The following is a 15,361-nucleotide window of genomic DNA, read 5'->3' on the forward strand; positions in this document are numbered from 1 at the left end:
CCCAATGACAAACGTAAAAACTCTGATTGTCGCCGCTGCTTTGGCGATGACCTTTAACTCGGCCCGCGCCGACATCTCTGGCTACTACATCGGCTATGACGATCTCCCTGGGGTGTTCGCTCCGGCGATTTATCGCGGCCTGCCCAATCCGAACCGTGGACACATCACTCTTTTTTTTCCGCATCCTTCCGCGGAAAACCGGCTGGCTAATCACTTCCACAATCTGGGCAGCTTTTCTTACTCGGGGCCGACCAACGACCTCACCATTGTGCCGACCAATTCGAACGCTCGAATTCCCGAAGTGGCCACTCGGCAAGCCCCGTTGACCCTGGTTCCTGGGAAGGGAGTCTGGGCGGGGAAGTTGGTGAGTGCCACCACCCCAGAGAATTACAGCACTATGAGGTTCCGTTCGGTTCAGTCGCTTCGATACGAGCGCACCGCCACCGCAACGAATGAGTTTGGTTACGGATCTCCCGAATGGCATATGCTGTTCAACCGCTTTCCAAACTTCGGCAACTTCGACAACGCGGTCTACTCCAAACCGATCCCGGCATCCACTCTGGCCTTTGAGCTGGTTTGGCTTAGCCCGGGACTGCACATCGGGCTTGGGAATCAAATGGACGTCGTGACGAACCCGGGCGACCGGGTGGTGCTGGGTGATGCGAACGATTTCGACTTTCAGCCGGTTTTCTGGGCCGAGGCGTCGGCGGCGACTGGGCCTTACACGGCCGCGTTCCGCTTTGTCGATATCAGCGGCGGCGAGGGAACCGTTCGAGTGCCGGAGTCGGGAATCTCTTTCTTTGACTTTCGTGTGGTCGGAGCCCCGAGCGTGAGTATTGAGCGGACGGTGCGGGTTCAAGCTCCGGCGGTTACTGTTGGCTATGTCCTGGAATCCGCTCCAACGCCGGACGGCCCCTGGACGGCGGTTACCCAGGCGATGAACGTGGATTCCGTGGGCGCTGGCGAAGGCGCAGCCCAGACCGGCAGCGCATCGCTAGTGCTACCGGCCGATGAACCGGGCCAATTCTTCCGCCTGAGAAAGCTCGAGGGAAACTAAGGTGCGCCGACACGACTCCCCTTTGAACTTTTGACCCCATGGCTGCGTTTCGTGCTCTATGCGTTGCTTGGTTGCTCTGCCTGTTGGGAGCCGGACGCGGCCATGGGTTCTATCACCTCGATTTGGAGGTGAACTATGACCCAGCCGCGGGATGGAGCTTTTCCATCTACGATCTCAATTACGGACGCCTCAAACTCGAAGAGAATCCGGTTTTGGTGCCCTACTGGAGCTTGGTCAAGATCCCGGCGGTTTCCGATCCGCACTCGCTGTATGGGGCCGCGGGTGGTCACGTTTGGCTGATTCCCGAGTCGCCCGTGTTGGGCCTGCCGTTTCTTGGTTTTTCGGCGGAGGGCATCTCCCGGGGAATCTTCGTCAACAATTCCATCCAACTGCGATTGCTGGCGGTCGAGGGCCCAGGCCACATGGCCACCTACTCAACGGATCCGTTTGGTCGGGTGACTCCGGCTTGGAACACCCGAGATGGCTTGGGAAGCAATGATGTTCAGATTCTCTCGGTGGGGCCGGGAACGCACCGCCACGTCAATTGGCTCTTCAGTCATCCCGGCAGATATGCGGTGCAGTTTGAGGCGAAGGGCTCCTTGCGTTCAGGCCAAGTCGCGGAGGTGAAGAGCACAGGTTGGATATGGTTCGATGTTCAACCTCCCCCGGGCCCGCGCTTCGAGTTGATCTCGGCTTCCACGGACCATCCCGCCGCCATTGTTGTGGAAACGACCCCTGGGCTTCCCTTGAGGATTGAAACCAGCGTGAACGGATTCGAGTGGAATCTGCTGAGCGAGGTCACTCCCGTCCAACCACGAGTTCCGATTGCATCGATTGACCGCACCCCTCCTATGACCCTGTTCCGAGCCGCCATCCTAGTCCCGTAGACTTCCCATGAACCTTATGAAGCTGACTCAGCGCGTCTTGATGGCCATCTCGCTGTCGGTGGGGCTTGCTCTCGATGGGGGGATGCTCTCCGCCGCCCATTCCGACATTGTCATTACCCACACACAAAGTGGCTTGCGTGTCGGTGCGGTTCTCCATACTGGAGATCTTCGTGAGAACGACGTGCGGGGTGATGGTACCGTGTGGGCTACGGACAACCCAGGCTTCGCCGGCAGCGGCTTCAAGTTTCAAGACTCCATCGAGTTCGATATCACTGGGCCGCTTCAGCTCTGGAATGGGGACACCTGGGCATCGACGAACGTCTTCACCGAGGTCATGGAGTTTATTGAGCCAGGACCGTTCGGCCCAGCGAACCTGGTGACCATTCGTCGCGATCAGGCGTTTGTGCCTGGCTACCGGATCGCTGAGACGGGCACCCGCGGCAGCATCCATACCCACTTTGTGTTTACCTTGCGTGCGACGAACGGACTTCCGCCCGCACTTGGTGCCTACAGCTTCCCACTGACATTGCGCTCCCCGCAGTACGCCTCTGCGCCGCCCGTGCATCTTGTGTTCAACAATGGTTTGTCGCCAACGGCGTTCACGGCCGCCGTGGACCAATTTCGTGCGGCGCAGGAAATGCGACTGACGTTGGAGCACGGGACGAATGGCATACTTTCACTATCGCTGTTCACGCTAGAGGGTCTCACGAATCAATTTGTCTCCGCGCCCACGCCTGGTGGGCCGTGGAGGGAGTATGGCCCGGCGTTTGCCGGTAACGGCGGTCGTCACGAACAACCGCTGATCGCGGACGCCAGGAATAGCTTCTTCCGAGTGAGATCCCCATGAAACGCCTAATTCCGATTCTGTCGCTGTGGGCCCTCGTCAGCCTCGTCTCCGCCAGCGCGCAGCATGCGGGGGACATTCTCATTGGACAGACGGCAACGAGGACTTTGGTGGCGATGAACGTTCCCGTCCGCACACTCTTTCTGTCTCCGGTGTCGTCTGGCCCGTTCCGCGGTTGGTCCAGCACGGGCTTGGGCTTTGACGGAGTCGTGGAAGCGGATCCGGTAACCCTTCTCCAACCGCTCTCGAGCGGGGCCAATGTGTTTCTCGAGGTGGTGGCGATCGATGCCGGGCTGTCGTTGCGGTCGTTCACCGCGCCGGCGGCTGTGTTTGCCGACGATGCTGGGGAGCGACTGCGTGTTGGTGCCACGGGAAACCTCCACAACCATCCTATCCTCTTCATTGACAGCACGGTGGTGGGGGAGGGGTTTATCGGTAAGCGCAGGGTCGTCTTTCGACTCGTCGACACGGGCACGGCTGGACTTCTTTCGTCACCCGAATACACGGTGACCCTTGCCCCGGTCCTGCCCACCCGTTTGGAGTTACGGCTCTCAACCGACGGCGGCATGGTCTCGTTTGAAACCCTTGAAGGATTGGCTTACGAGCTTCAAAGCGCCACCAGCCCAACCGGACCGTGGGCCGCCCAAGGTAGCCCACTTTCCGGCAGCGGAACGCCAGCGCTGCTGAGTGTCGACGTGACCTCCGGCCATCGCTACTTCCGTGTCCGCTCCTTTCCCGACAACTGACGACCCCTATTTTACTCAACTGAATCCATAACCCAACCACCCAAATCAGATATGAAGTATCGAGATCAGCAAACCTCCCAGCGTGGACTCCCTAGGATGGGCTCCGAGAATCCCTCGTTTCCTCAGTCCATCCTGACTCGGACCTTAGTCAACGCGCGCCGCCCCTGGCTGTGCCTGCTGCTGTTGTTGTGCGCCACGTTCGTCCCGTCGACCCGCGCGACGGATTATTCCTATGTCAAAGTGGGTAACCCGGCTCAAACTGGTGGGTTTGCCAATGCGATGGACAATCGGGGTCGCGTAGCCACCACCAGCCTAATTCGTTCGTATCTCTTTGCCGACAACTTTTTCGGGAACTACGTGGAGATCACCCATGTCAATGTCGCCACGAGCAATCCCGGGCTGGTTGCCCAGGGCCTGAATGACGCGGGGGACTTGGTCGGACGTTATAGAACCAATGGCGCTCCGGCCAACCAGACGCGTGGCTTCATTCGGCGGGCTGACGGCACCATCGAGCCCTTTGACTATCCAGGAGTCGCCAGCACGTCGATTTCCGAAATTAACAATCTCGGGCATCTCGTCGGCGAAACGCGCAGCGACCTCACCGCCTTCGGGTTAATCCGAGGCTTCGTTCACACCAACGGTGTCTCCGCCGAGATCCACTTTCCCGGCGCTGTGTTGACCCGTGCCTACGGGATCAATGACGCCGGGGACATCGTTGGGCACTATCAGCTGGAGGACGCGGTCAACCGGCCGTACTTGCTCCGCAATGGGGTGTACTCGCAGATTGTCCCGCTCAATCCTCCGGGCGGCCTCGCCTCGGGGATCGCCTTTTCCATCAGCGACAACGGCCTGGTGCTCGGCACCTATCGGGATCTAGCCAATGTTTCCAGGACTTGGGTAATGCGGGCGGACTTCTCCTTCGAGTATCCGGTGCTGCCTGGAACCGGTCGGGTCATCAACAACGCCGGTCAGATTTCTGGCTCCTACGCCGATGTTACCAATTCCAACACGACGACCCCGTTTGTAGCAACGCCGTTCGCGGCTACCGGTTACCTGGTTCCATTCTCCCTGCCGTTGGCTGTTGGCGGCGCGCTCAGCGGCGTCTCGAGTCTTTCACCGGCTGACTTGGATGGGGACGGTGATCTGGACGTGCTGGCCGGTGCCTACGGTGCCAATCGGATTAGTTGGTATTCCAACCTCGGAGGCGGTGCGTTTGGCGACGAACAGGTGATCGACGGTGCGGCGGACAGTGTTTGGTTCAGCAAGGCTGGAGACCTGGACGGCGACGGTGACATGGATGCCTTGGGCGGCATGTATTCGGGTACGCTCGCGTGGTACGAGAACAGCGGTTCCGGAGCGTTCAGCAAGCACGTGCTCGACACCAACAATATTGGGCCGTGGTTGGAAATCGCCGACCTCGATGATGACGGACGAGTGGATGTTCTCGCAGCACCCGACGGCGGCTCGGACGTGATCCTGTATCGCGGACTCACCAACGGGTTCGCGGCCGGCACCGTTCTTGTTTCCGGCTTTGGCGGGATTGGCGGCGTGTTCGTCCGCGACATCAACGGCGATGGGCTTCGCGACCTGATCCTAGGTGACTATCGCAACGACATGATAGTTTGGTATCTGAACCAAGGCGGCGGCGTGCTAGGACCGAAACAGACAATGGCGGCTGGGGACGGAGGAGGAGTGGATCGCGTCATCGACTTGGATGGGGACGGCCTTCTGGATATTGTCTCGCTCGAGTATGTTGCCGAGGAGGTGTCGTGGTATCGAAATCAGGGCGGCGCCGCCTTCGGCCCGCGCCAGGTTCTTCCCTTCAATGTGTCTGGTCCATATGCGGTCACCGTGGATGACTATGACGCGGATGGTGATCTCGACGTGGCAGTCGCCACTTATAGCAATGCGCCAGACTTCTACTGGAGCGCCAATCAGCGGAACGGCGTCTTCGGCGCCCCGTTGCTCATTTCGAAATCGCTTGGGCAGGTCAGTATGTTGACATCGGCGGACTTCGATGGCGACGGCGACAAGGATATCGCCGCAGCGAGTTTCTCTGGTGGGCAGGTTTTTCTGTTCAAGAATCAGCGCGGTTCTAGCGCCAACGTCGTGGTGCCTCCGGCGGACGGCAAGTATCTGCTCGGCCAGTATCTGGATACCACGTTGTATTTCGGCTTTCCCGTCGTGGTCAGTGGCACGCCCCAAATTGATCTTCAGGTCGGGACCCAGCTGATCACGGTCGACTATCTCGCGGGTTCCGGAACACCTTCACTGACCTTCCGCTACACGATCACTGAATCCGATGCGGACGCTGATGGCGTGGCCCTGGTTTCCAGTGCCGTTCGGCTGAACGGTGGAACAATTCTCGATCCATACGAAGGTGCGGCGAATCTTAGCCTCACCCCCGAGACCTGGAGAAAGGTGGTGGTCTCAGGTTCTGCACCCTTTGTGGCGTCCTTGCAGCGTTCGGGAGCGACGCCGACCGATGCTGATGAAGTCTCCTTCGTCATCACGTTCAATGAGCCGGTGGACGGTTTTGACACGGCAGATTTAGGCATTGTGGCATCGAGTGCCATCACCGGAGCGACGGTAAGCGAAGTGTCCGGAAGCGGGGCCATCTACTCGGTCCGCGTGCGTACCGGTTCGGGAAGCGGCACCATCGGACTGACCCTTCTTCCCGAGGCAAGTCTGACCGACGCCAATGGCGTAGCGCTCGGGAGCGGGTTCGAAGGCGGCGAGGTTTTCACATTACTGCGCGGGCCAGCGCGGACCATCACGACTTTCTATCCATCGGGCCACGGCGATATCGCGGTTGGTTACGAGTCGAACAGGTGGAACGTGGTGATCGACAGCGACAACTTCGGCGTCCATGACCCTCAGGAGGTTTTGATTTACGGGGGGGCAGAGGGGTTATCCGCTCGAGGCAGCAGTTCGCAATTCGATTTCCTTGGGGTCGGAGCGGGGCAACCCCTCTACGTGTGGCCAGACAATGGTGCCATTCCCACTCTCCCGGAGCTCGGCGTCGGCGGCGAAGGCATTCCGGGCGGCACTGCTGCGGCCTATTTCAACTCCGATCCCCGTGTGAATGCCAGCGGTCCATGGGTCCATGTGCGACTTGCCGGAGTGCGCGCCCCGGAAGGAGCCCATCTCTCGGTTTATACCGTCTCGCCTTTGGGCAGTCCCGTGGTCTGGTGGGCCACTTCTGACGGAATTTCCTCGAAGGACACGCTCGCCATCCTCGAAGGGAGCCATCAACATTTCAACTTCGCCTTCACGAAGCCCGGCATCTACGAAGCTGATATCATCGTATCCGGCTATCGCGACGCGAATGGAAACGGGGTCTACGAATCTGGTAAGGATCCCTACATTGAGAGCGGAGTTGAAACGATTTACTTCGCGATCGATCTTCCATCGGGGATGCAGCCCTACATTGTTCCGCCAGGTATGAGCGGGCGTCGGCCGATGCCTGCATTCACGTTCGAGACCGTGGACATCGATGGCGGCACGGAGACGTTGCTCTCTGACATTCGCAATGACGGCACGCTGGTTGGACGATACAAGGACAGCAGCGGCATCAGTCAGGGGTTCATTCAGGAGGGCAGCCAACGAACCGTGTTCAATGTGACCGGGACGACGGCCACGTTCCCCGGAGGAATCGACAGCTTTGGCCGGGTGGCCGGGTTTTACCGCAACGCCACGAATCCGGAGATCCAGCACGGGTTCATCCGTGAGACGAATGGCGCCATCACCACCATCGACGGTCCGGACCAGACGTTCACCTATGCCTGGCGTATCAACGACGCGGGGCAGGTCAACGGCTACTGGTTCGAGGATCCGTTCTTCATCCGGTCGTTTCGCCGAGCTACCAATGGCACACTGACGACCAATCTTTTTGTGGGTTCGCCGGTGGGCACGGTTACGCGGGGCATGAATGAGGCCGGGGACATGACCGGTTGGAAATGGAACGAGAGCTTTACACTGCAAGGCGTGATCTTTGCGGGCGACATGACGAATGTCTTCACGGTAGCGGGCTGGGAACACACATTGCCGGGCGATATCAACAACCTGGGCGAGATTGCCGGTACGGTGAACAACGGGTTCACCAACACGGCTGGCTTCTTCCGGCGGGCCAACGGCGATACAGTCGTCTTCAGCCCGCCTGGGGCGGTTGAGGTCGAAGTGTTCGGTCTGAATGATCTGGGCCAGGTCGTCGGAGAATACGCGGACGCGGGCGGCAGTCGCCTTGGCTTCATCGCACGTCCGGCGGTCAAGTTGTCGAGCGGACACACGGACATCGGCATCGCCTTCGAGGAGGGTGCGTTTGACCTGCACATTCACGACGAGGAGACGGACACGGAATATGCGCCGGGCGGCGCGGTGCTGTGTGTGGGGGAACCTGCGGAGCAGCCGATTCCGGATACGGCGGCCTTTAGTTTTCTCGGGCAGCCAGGGTACTCGACCTGGGTTCTGCCGGCGGTGGAGGACGAGAGACTGCTCTTCCTCGGCTTCGCAGCGGAGGAGATCGAGGCTGGCGTGTTCGTCGGCGACATGCTGCGCATGGAACTGGTCAGCGTCCAGGGCGCGGGTGATTTTGCAGTGTATTCGGTGGATGGATTCGGAAATCCAGTTGTGCACATGAACAGTGCCGACGGCATTCGGGCGGCGGATTTCTTCCAGGTCTTTGCGGGCGGACACACGGATCTGAACTGGGCTTTCAGTGCGCCTGGCACGTATCGCATCGGTTTCCAGGTGCGAGGGAGGTTGGTCGCTGGGAATCAGGAGGTACAGAGCGACGTGGTGTACTACACCTTCACTGTGCCTGCGCCTCGCCTGTCCCAGCCTCCGCAACCGGATGACAGCTTCGTCTATAAGGTGATCGACCTCGGGACGTTTGGCGGCACGGAATTCAACACGGCGATCGATGTGAACAACGCTGGCGTGGTGGTGGGAGGCTCCAGCCTGTCGAACAACATTGACCATCCCATTTTCCTCTGGGAGGACGGACACCTTAAGAACCTTGGTTTGTTCGGTGGCCGGACGGCCGGCGCCGATGCCATCAGTGAAACGGGTTGGATAGTGGGCACCACGACGACTCCAGCCGGCGATTTTGAACCCTATGTCCCCTATCGCCTCGGCACTAACCTCCTCTTCGAGCCCATCCCCCTGATTCTCGGTGCCCAGAACGGATCGGCCCAGGATGTGGACGACAATGGAACCACGGTTGGCACGCTTGATCTGCCCGACTCCTCCATGCGGGCGTTCCTATCCTTCACGAACGCCCCAACGATTGACCTCGGCACCTTCGGAGGAAGTTCCAGCGGCGCGGAAGGCATCAATAACTCCGGCGTCATTGTCGGCTGGGCGCAGTTGAGCAACGGGGAGACGCGCGCGTTCCGTCATGTCGGCACCGGGCCGTTGAACGTGGCGACCGATGATCTCGGTACGCTCGGCGGCAACAACAGCCGCGCTTTCGCCGTCAGTGAGGCGGGCAAGGTCGTGGGCCGTTCCCGGACCACGAGCGGAGTTCAACACGCCTTTCTTTGGGAACAGGGCGCGGGCATGATCGACCTTGGTTCGCTGGGTGGCGACAATACCTACGCCTTTGGCATCAGTACCAACGATGTCGTGACCGGTTGGGGAAATCTTGTCCCCGGCGGCGACCCCACGCACGGTTGGGTGTGGACGTCCGCCACCGGGATGCGTGATCTGAACACGTTGATACCCTTTGGAACCGGCCTCGAAGTGACGGTGGCCTACGGAGTAAACGAACCCGGCTGGATCGCCGGCGGCGCCACACGCCTGTCCGATGGCTCCTCGCGTTCCGTTCTGCTCAAGCCCGCCACGCGCCTGAAGAGGGGCCATACCGACATCGGGCTGGTTTTTGAAGGCGGCGCGTTTGCGTTCGAGGTCCACGCGGAGGACACGGACACCGAGTATTCACCGGACGCGGCCGTGCTCAACCTGCCGCCGCTGACGCAGAGGGTGGTTCCAACAAACACGGCGTTTGCGTTTCTCGGCCCGGTGGGGACGCCCGTGTGGGTGCTGCCTGGCGTCGAGAATCCCAAACTGCTCTTCCTCGGCCTCGCGGCTGAGGAGATTGAGAAGGGCCTCTTCGTGAACGACGAACTGCGCTTCACCCTGAAGGGGGTCGAAGGTCCTGGGCATTTCGCGCTCTACAGTATCGACGGCTTCGGTGTCCCGCAGGTCCACATGAACAGCGGAGACGGCATTACGGCCGCCGACGTGAAGTCCATCCTCGCCCGCAGCCACGAGGACTTCAACTGGTCCTTCACCGCGCCCGGCTTGTATCGGGTGAAATTCCAAGCGAGCGGCACCCTGGTGGCGGGCAGCCGGTTGATCGAGAGCCGGGAGGTCGAGTACTGCTTCGAGGTCATCGGCATCGAGAGCCGGCTGGCCATCGCTCGGAGCGGCGGCAACGTCACGATCAGCTTCGTCACGCAAGACGGCCTGACCTATCACCTTGAGTCTGCCCCAGCCGTCACTGGCCCGTGGACCGATGAAGGCGCCGCCTTCCTCGGCACCGGACGTCTGAAAGAAATCAGCGTGCCTGCCGGTGGCGGGCGCGCTTTCTTCCGCGTCAACGCCGGGGTCCGGGACTGAGATTCCGATTAGACCCGCCTGCGCTGCCAACGCGCAGGCGGGTTGTGGAGAATCTCACTCACAGCGGCCATGCTCATCCTTTCCGGAGCCATTGACACCTTGTTGGGACCAACGATTCTGGTGGAGCCGCTATTTTAGCTGTGAGGTCGCCTCGGGCGGGTGCTCGGCGGCCGAGGCGTGAGGTCTATCGGCCTCGAATGGGCGCCCTGCTTCGACATCCGCGATGCGCTGTTTGATCTGGTCCGGGCTGATCGCCAAAGGTAGTGCGGTGTTCAGCCAGTACAAACTTCGTTCGCGGTTGTTCTCCTTCGATTCGAGCCGGGCGAGATTCAACAAAATCTGAGAGGAGAGAAACCGGTTCTGCACCTCCGGATCCTTGCCGCTTTCCTGCTTTTGCCAGAGCTTCCAGCTATGCTCCCAAATATTGCGTGCCCGCGCTGGGTCGTTCGCATCGAAACGGCAGCGTCCCAGTTCGAACAGAATTTCCGCACTCTCGGGATTCGCCTGCATGCCCTCGCGGAGAAAGATCTCCGCTTCTCGATGCTTGTTGATCCGCCTCAGCCAATACGCGCCCACAGTGTAGGTCTCGATGAGATTCGGATCCAGCCGGGAGCTGAGCTTGAGCCAGGGCAAAATTTCCCTTTCCGTCCCGCTCGAGTCGGCTTCGGAATCCTTTTCATGGTGGTCATGTTGATGGTCATGATCATGGTCATGGTCATGATCGTGATTGTGGGCTTGGTGGTTCTGAGCCGCGCCGGGGCTATCTTCTCCAAGGTGGGTGTGGACGGAGGGGAAATGTTTCCGACTGTGCTTGTCAATCCAGCCGCTGGCCTCGCCCAGGAAGTCCTCTTCGTCCCCGGTGTTCTTGCCTTCCTGTACCCCGGCATCTTCGGCAATATGCGGTGTTTGATGCGACTGCCTATTGTCAAAGATGGTAGGGTAGAAGCCGCTGTGAAAGTAGGCATCCGCCTTGATGTAGAAGTGATTGGCGAAGAGCTTTCTCCCTTCGCCCAGGACGCCGGTAAGCGGGTCGTCCCGATGAGGGTTCATCTTCTGGAGTTCCTCGTGGTGTGGGTGCACCAGACTCGCCAAGCACACTGCTCCCGAAAAGAGAATGGAGGCTCCGGCCACGCCTCGGGAACTGTCACGGTCGGAAGTTGTTGTCGGCTGGGAGGGTTTCATAATCGTCCCTAGTTCAGTTTAGTTAAGGGGCATACGACGGAACCTGAGCCAAGCCAGCACCAGGAACAGGCTTCCGTAGGCCGCTCCGTAGAGAGTGTCGGTCAGTATGACTCCCCAGTTGATGACCGGCCAGCTGTGCACGATGAGATCCCTCACATCGTACCATTCGAGGTGGGGGACCGCGAAGTACATGAAGTCCAGAACGTTTCCAGCCACGCCGCCGGTCTTTACCGCCACTTTGTGGAGGTGCCGACCCAAGATCAGCACGGTTGTGACGGCGACGAACATGATCGTGGAATTCGAGGAAACCGCGGTGAAGAACACCGATCCGAACAGGGTGAGTGCCACCACGATTCCACAGAAGACGCAGTGAAGCCAGTAAGCCTGGAAGTAGTTCGCCAACGGCCAGGTTCCGTCCCTGGCTCCGTTAACCAGGCAGAAAAATGCGTAGAAGGCCGTGAGTGAAATGCCGCAGGCCGCCCAGCAGCCGAAGAACTTTCCCAGAATGACCTGGCCCCGGGTCACGGGCTTGGCCAGCAGGGGGAACAAGGTGCGGCTCTCCTTTTCGGACGGGATTTGACGCGCCGCCGTGGTGATGGAGATAATGATGGAGCTGATCCAAATCAGTGTGAGACATATCTCACGAAGATACCGCACGATCTTCGGGTCACCAAACAGGTCCACTGAAGCCAGCAACAGAGTGATCAGCCCGGTCAGGAACAGCAGGACATAGACGTCCTTGCGTCGGATCATCTCGAGAATTACGACGCCAGCAATTGCGAGGATGGTGTGCATGTGAGAGAGGGGTTGAGATTTGCTCCGATAATTCTTAGGAAGGCTTGTTCCAAGCTGGTTTCATTGGACGCGATGAGGCTTTGTACATTTCCAGCGGCCTTGAGTTGGCCTTTGGAGAGGATGGCGACCCGGTCGCAGACCGTTTCGACCTCGCCGAGTTCGTGGGACGAAAAAAACACCGTCTTGCCTTCGCTCTTCAAGCGTTGGATGAGCTGACGGACCTCCATGCGGCCGATGGGGTCCAAGCCACTCGTCGGCTCATCGAGGATCAACAGATCGGGGTTGTTGATCAGGGCCTGCGCAATCCCGACGCGTTGCTGCATCCCTTTGGAATAGGTTCGGATGGGGCGCTTCCGCGCTTGATCCAACTCAACGAGCTTTAGGACCTGGTCTATGCGATTATCCCGTTCGGAACGGCTCAGCTTAAAGATGCGACTGTAGAAACGCAGCAGTTCCTCCGCGGTTAAAAACTTGTAGTAGTAAGTCAGTTCGGGGAGATATCCGATACGCTGGCGGGCGATCGGCGTGCGGACATCCTGGCCGAAGAGATAGGCCGATCCGCTGGTGGCGTTGGTGAAACCGAGCAGCACATTCATCGTGGTCGTCTTGCCAGCTCCGTTAGGCCCGAGGAATCCAAAAACCTCGCCGGCGTACACCGCCAGGTCCAACCCTTCCAGCGCGACTTTTTTCCCTTCTTTGAGTTCGCGTGAAGTGAACTCCACGCGGAGTTTCTCCGTTCTAAGAATGGGTTCAGTATTCTGGGTCATAGGTCTTTCTCTCTACATCTTTCGAACTGTGTCTTATCAACTTTCTGTCGTGGGGGTCCTGATTTGTCGTGGTTGCCGGCTGGGCGCCTGTGCGAGTCGGCCTGACTAGAGATCGGTCCGGATCAGCAATACTTGACTGGGCAATCGTGCGGGATGTCCTGACCGGTGTTGCCTGAGTCGGGCTGGACGCCCCTGGTTCCCACTCGGCGAATGGTGCTGAGCCGCCGACAGTTCCGCTGTTTATTGAGTCAGCGCGACGGTTCCGTCAGGTTGAGGAGGGAGGGCCACGTTCGGACGGCAAGGGGTGAATCCGACCGCAGGAAATGGCTGAGAAGCCATTCGGCGTGAAATCAACACGGTTTCTTTCGGGACGAACGACCTCGACGGCTGCCGTGTCCGCCATTTCTATTTTGCCCAGCTGCAGCGTGAGCACCAGACAGTGGTGGTCTGAGTCGGCGGCCTCGTCACCGTGGAGCCAATGGTGAAGCTGTGGGCTTGCCGCACACGACAACGCGAGCACAAGAATCAAGGCGAGAGCTGCTCCGAAGCAGCTCCTCCACGTCGCCTTTCGCTCATTCCGACTGTCGTCGATTGAGGCACTCATATCCTAAGAGGGGACACTTTCTGCTGCTTCCGCAGCAGGCGGAGTTCTCTTCAGTCAGCTAAGCAAATTCGGAGCCAGGCTGAAGGGGGGTAAACCTAAACCAGGAAATGGACTGACCACGGATTTCGCGGACAACGCGGATCCGCAAAGACTTGGAAGGAAGACCCTCATTACCCTGAGGGGGAGTGTCTGTATCCGCGGCCGAGAACCCGCAGGGCTCAAAGAGATCAGCCGGGGCCTGTAGCGCAGTGGCACCCCCGGCTTATTTCTATGAACCCTGCGGGTTCGGGCCCCTAATTCCCAGTTGAGAAAATGTGGTATTGCCCAACTTGTGGCCCCCGTTTTCGGAGGTAAAGGTGAAGGCTACACCCCGGTATTGGCGCGGCGAAGCAGCACGATTCCGAGGCCTTGAAACAGGAAGTTGGGGATCCAGACGATGAGGTGGGGATAGAGATCGGGCCGGGTCTCGAGGGTTTGGGCCAGGATGAAGAAGCTGTAGTAGGCGAGCACGATAAGCAGCGATAGGGCGAATCCCACGCTGGTTTCCCGTCGGTGCGCCCGAATGCCCAGGGGGATCCCGACGAGAGCGAATCCGACGCAGGCGAAGGAGAAGGAAGCCTGTTTATGAATCTGAAGCTTGATGGGTTCCGTAAGGGCGTTGGTCGCGGTGGAGGAGGCCTTGAGTTGTTGCTGCAGTTCCTGGGAGGTAAGCTTTCCGACGCCCGGTACGGTCTGGAGGCGGTTTTCTAGGTCTCGAAGTTCCTGCCACAGCTGGCGGGAACTCATGTTGCTGATTCGGGGCTTATCGGAGAAGCCGGAGGGGATGTTGATAGTGGGTACCTGAAGTTCAGCAAACGAGTGCCAGGCAGGCTCAGGTCCACTATCCGAGATCAGCTCCCAACCGTTGAACAGCGTCAGGCTGACAGTGCGGTTGGTGCGATCGATTTCGATGTTGCCCTGGCTTGCACGCAGGTAGTTCTTCTTTTTGCCCTCGGCATCCAGTTGATAGAACAGCACATCTTCGAGCTTCAGGCCGTCGACCTTGCCCGCGTAGAGGATACATCCAGGGAAATCCCGAATGAAGGTACGTTCGGACAACCACGACGTGGCCTGGTCGGTGCCGATCTTCAGGAGCAGGCTCTTGTACGCATTGCGGCACTGCGGGGCGAATTCCATGTTGATCGCGGCGCAGACCCCGGCGCAAACGACGCTCAGACCCAGTATAGGAAAGATGAGGGACACCAGGCTTACCCCGCAGGCCCGCGCGGCGGTGAGTTCCTGATCGGCGCTAAACCTTCCAAAGACCAAGAGCATGGCGGTGAGCAAGCCCATGGGTAGCGCGAACACCAGCACGAAGGGCAACAGCAGCGCTATGGCGTGCAGCAGCGTGAACATGCTGACCTGGCCGTTGACCAGCAACGCGAGCATCTCCTTCAGGGATTCTCCCAAGAGAAGAATGAACGTAAAGATCAGCACCGTCATGGCCAGGGTCGCCAGAACCTGGCGCAGCAGGTACCAGTGCAGAGTCTTCATGGATGTTCGATCAAATTCACCCCTGCAGTCTCAGAATCGGATGCGACCGAGGCAAGCTCGATGTTGGGAGGTTAGCGAGTGGAGAGTGGAGAGTGGAGAGTGGAGAGTGGGGAGTGGGGAGTGGGGAGTGGGGAGCGGGTGAGCGTTTGCCTGTCCCCGTCCTCTCGTAATCGTAATCGTAATCCACTAGCATCCCACAGGAAAAGAAAGGCTGGCATTATTTTGTAGCTCTGCCACACGGCAGAGATGAAAACACAAAACAAGCCAGCCAAGGCGAACTTCGCCATCTTTCGCCAAATTTGCCAGCTCATTCCTGGAGTTTTTC

The 15,361-nt window shown here is 59.3% G+C and carries 10 protein-coding genes; 5 read left to right on the plus strand and 5 right to left on the minus strand.

The genetic code is table 11. From position 1 onward, the window contains the following. Nucleotides 1-4 precede the first annotated feature (4 nt). The 5 genes from JNN07_24735 to JNN07_24755 are packed head-to-tail and all read left to right on the plus strand — an operon-like array spanning nt 5 to nt 10,155. Nucleotides 5-1,057 (plus strand): hypothetical protein, encoded by a 1,053-nt coding sequence (locus JNN07_24735; protein ID MBL9170962.1) that lies wholly within the window; start codon nt 5-7, stop codon nt 1,055-1,057. A gap of 38 nt (nt 1,058-1,095) precedes the next feature. Then, a complete protein-coding gene (locus tag JNN07_24740; protein ID MBL9170963.1) occupies nt 1,096-1,944 on the plus strand; it encodes a choice-of-anchor M domain-containing protein in 849 nt (282 codons plus the stop codon). A gap of 7 nt (nt 1,945-1,951) precedes the next feature. Beyond that, a complete protein-coding gene (locus JNN07_24745; protein ID MBL9170964.1) occupies nt 1,952-2,791 on the plus strand; it encodes a hypothetical protein in 840 nt (279 codons plus the stop codon). Beyond that, complete coding sequence (locus tag JNN07_24750; GenBank protein MBL9170965.1) at nt 2,788-3,534, plus strand: hypothetical protein; 747 nt, start codon at nt 2,788-2,790, stop codon at nt 3,532-3,534. The genes JNN07_24745 and JNN07_24750 overlap by 4 nt, the downstream gene beginning before the upstream one ends. Nucleotides 3,535-3,585: 51 nt before the next feature. Then, nucleotides 3,586-10,155 carry a choice-of-anchor M domain-containing protein gene (locus tag JNN07_24755; GenBank protein MBL9170966.1) on the plus strand — a complete coding sequence of 2,190 codons (6,570 nt, stop codon included), beginning with the start codon at nt 3,586-3,588 and terminating at the stop codon, nt 10,153-10,155. A 129-nt stretch (nt 10,156-10,284) separates the two neighbouring features. Here the strand turns inward: JNN07_24755 and JNN07_24760 are convergent, their stop codons facing one another. From JNN07_24760 to JNN07_24780, 5 genes are all read right to left on the minus strand, one after another. Next, the gene (locus JNN07_24760) at nt 10,285-11,337 is read right to left on the minus strand and encodes a tetratricopeptide repeat protein (GenBank protein MBL9170967.1); all 1,053 of its coding nucleotides are present in this window, start codon (nt 11,335-11,337) and stop codon (nt 10,285-10,287) included. Between the two features lie 18 nt (nt 11,338-11,355). Beyond that, entirely contained in the window at nt 11,356-12,132 is a 777-nt protein-coding gene (locus JNN07_24765) for an ABC transporter permease subunit (GenBank protein ID MBL9170968.1), read from the minus strand. Then, on the minus strand, nt 12,099-12,899 hold the full coding sequence (locus tag JNN07_24770) for an ABC transporter ATP-binding protein (GenBank protein MBL9170969.1): 801 nt from the start codon (nt 12,897-12,899) through the stop codon (nt 12,099-12,101). The genes JNN07_24765 and JNN07_24770 overlap by 34 nt, the downstream gene beginning before the upstream one ends. Before the next feature lie 265 nt (nt 12,900-13,164). Continuing rightward, a complete protein-coding gene (locus JNN07_24775; GenBank protein MBL9170970.1) occupies nt 13,165-13,503 on the minus strand; it encodes a hypothetical protein in 339 nt (112 codons plus the stop codon). Nucleotides 13,504-13,866: 363 nt separating this feature from the next. Continuing rightward, nucleotides 13,867-15,036, minus strand: a complete 1,170-nt coding sequence (locus tag JNN07_24780; protein ID MBL9170971.1) for an LptF/LptG family permease — start codon at nt 15,034-15,036, stop codon at nt 13,867-13,869. Nucleotides 15,037-15,361: the final 325 nt, after the last annotated feature.

Source organism: Verrucomicrobiales bacterium (assembly GCA_016793885.1).
In the GTDB taxonomy this organism is placed as follows: domain Bacteria; phylum Verrucomicrobiota; class Verrucomicrobiia; order Limisphaerales; family UBA11320; genus UBA11320.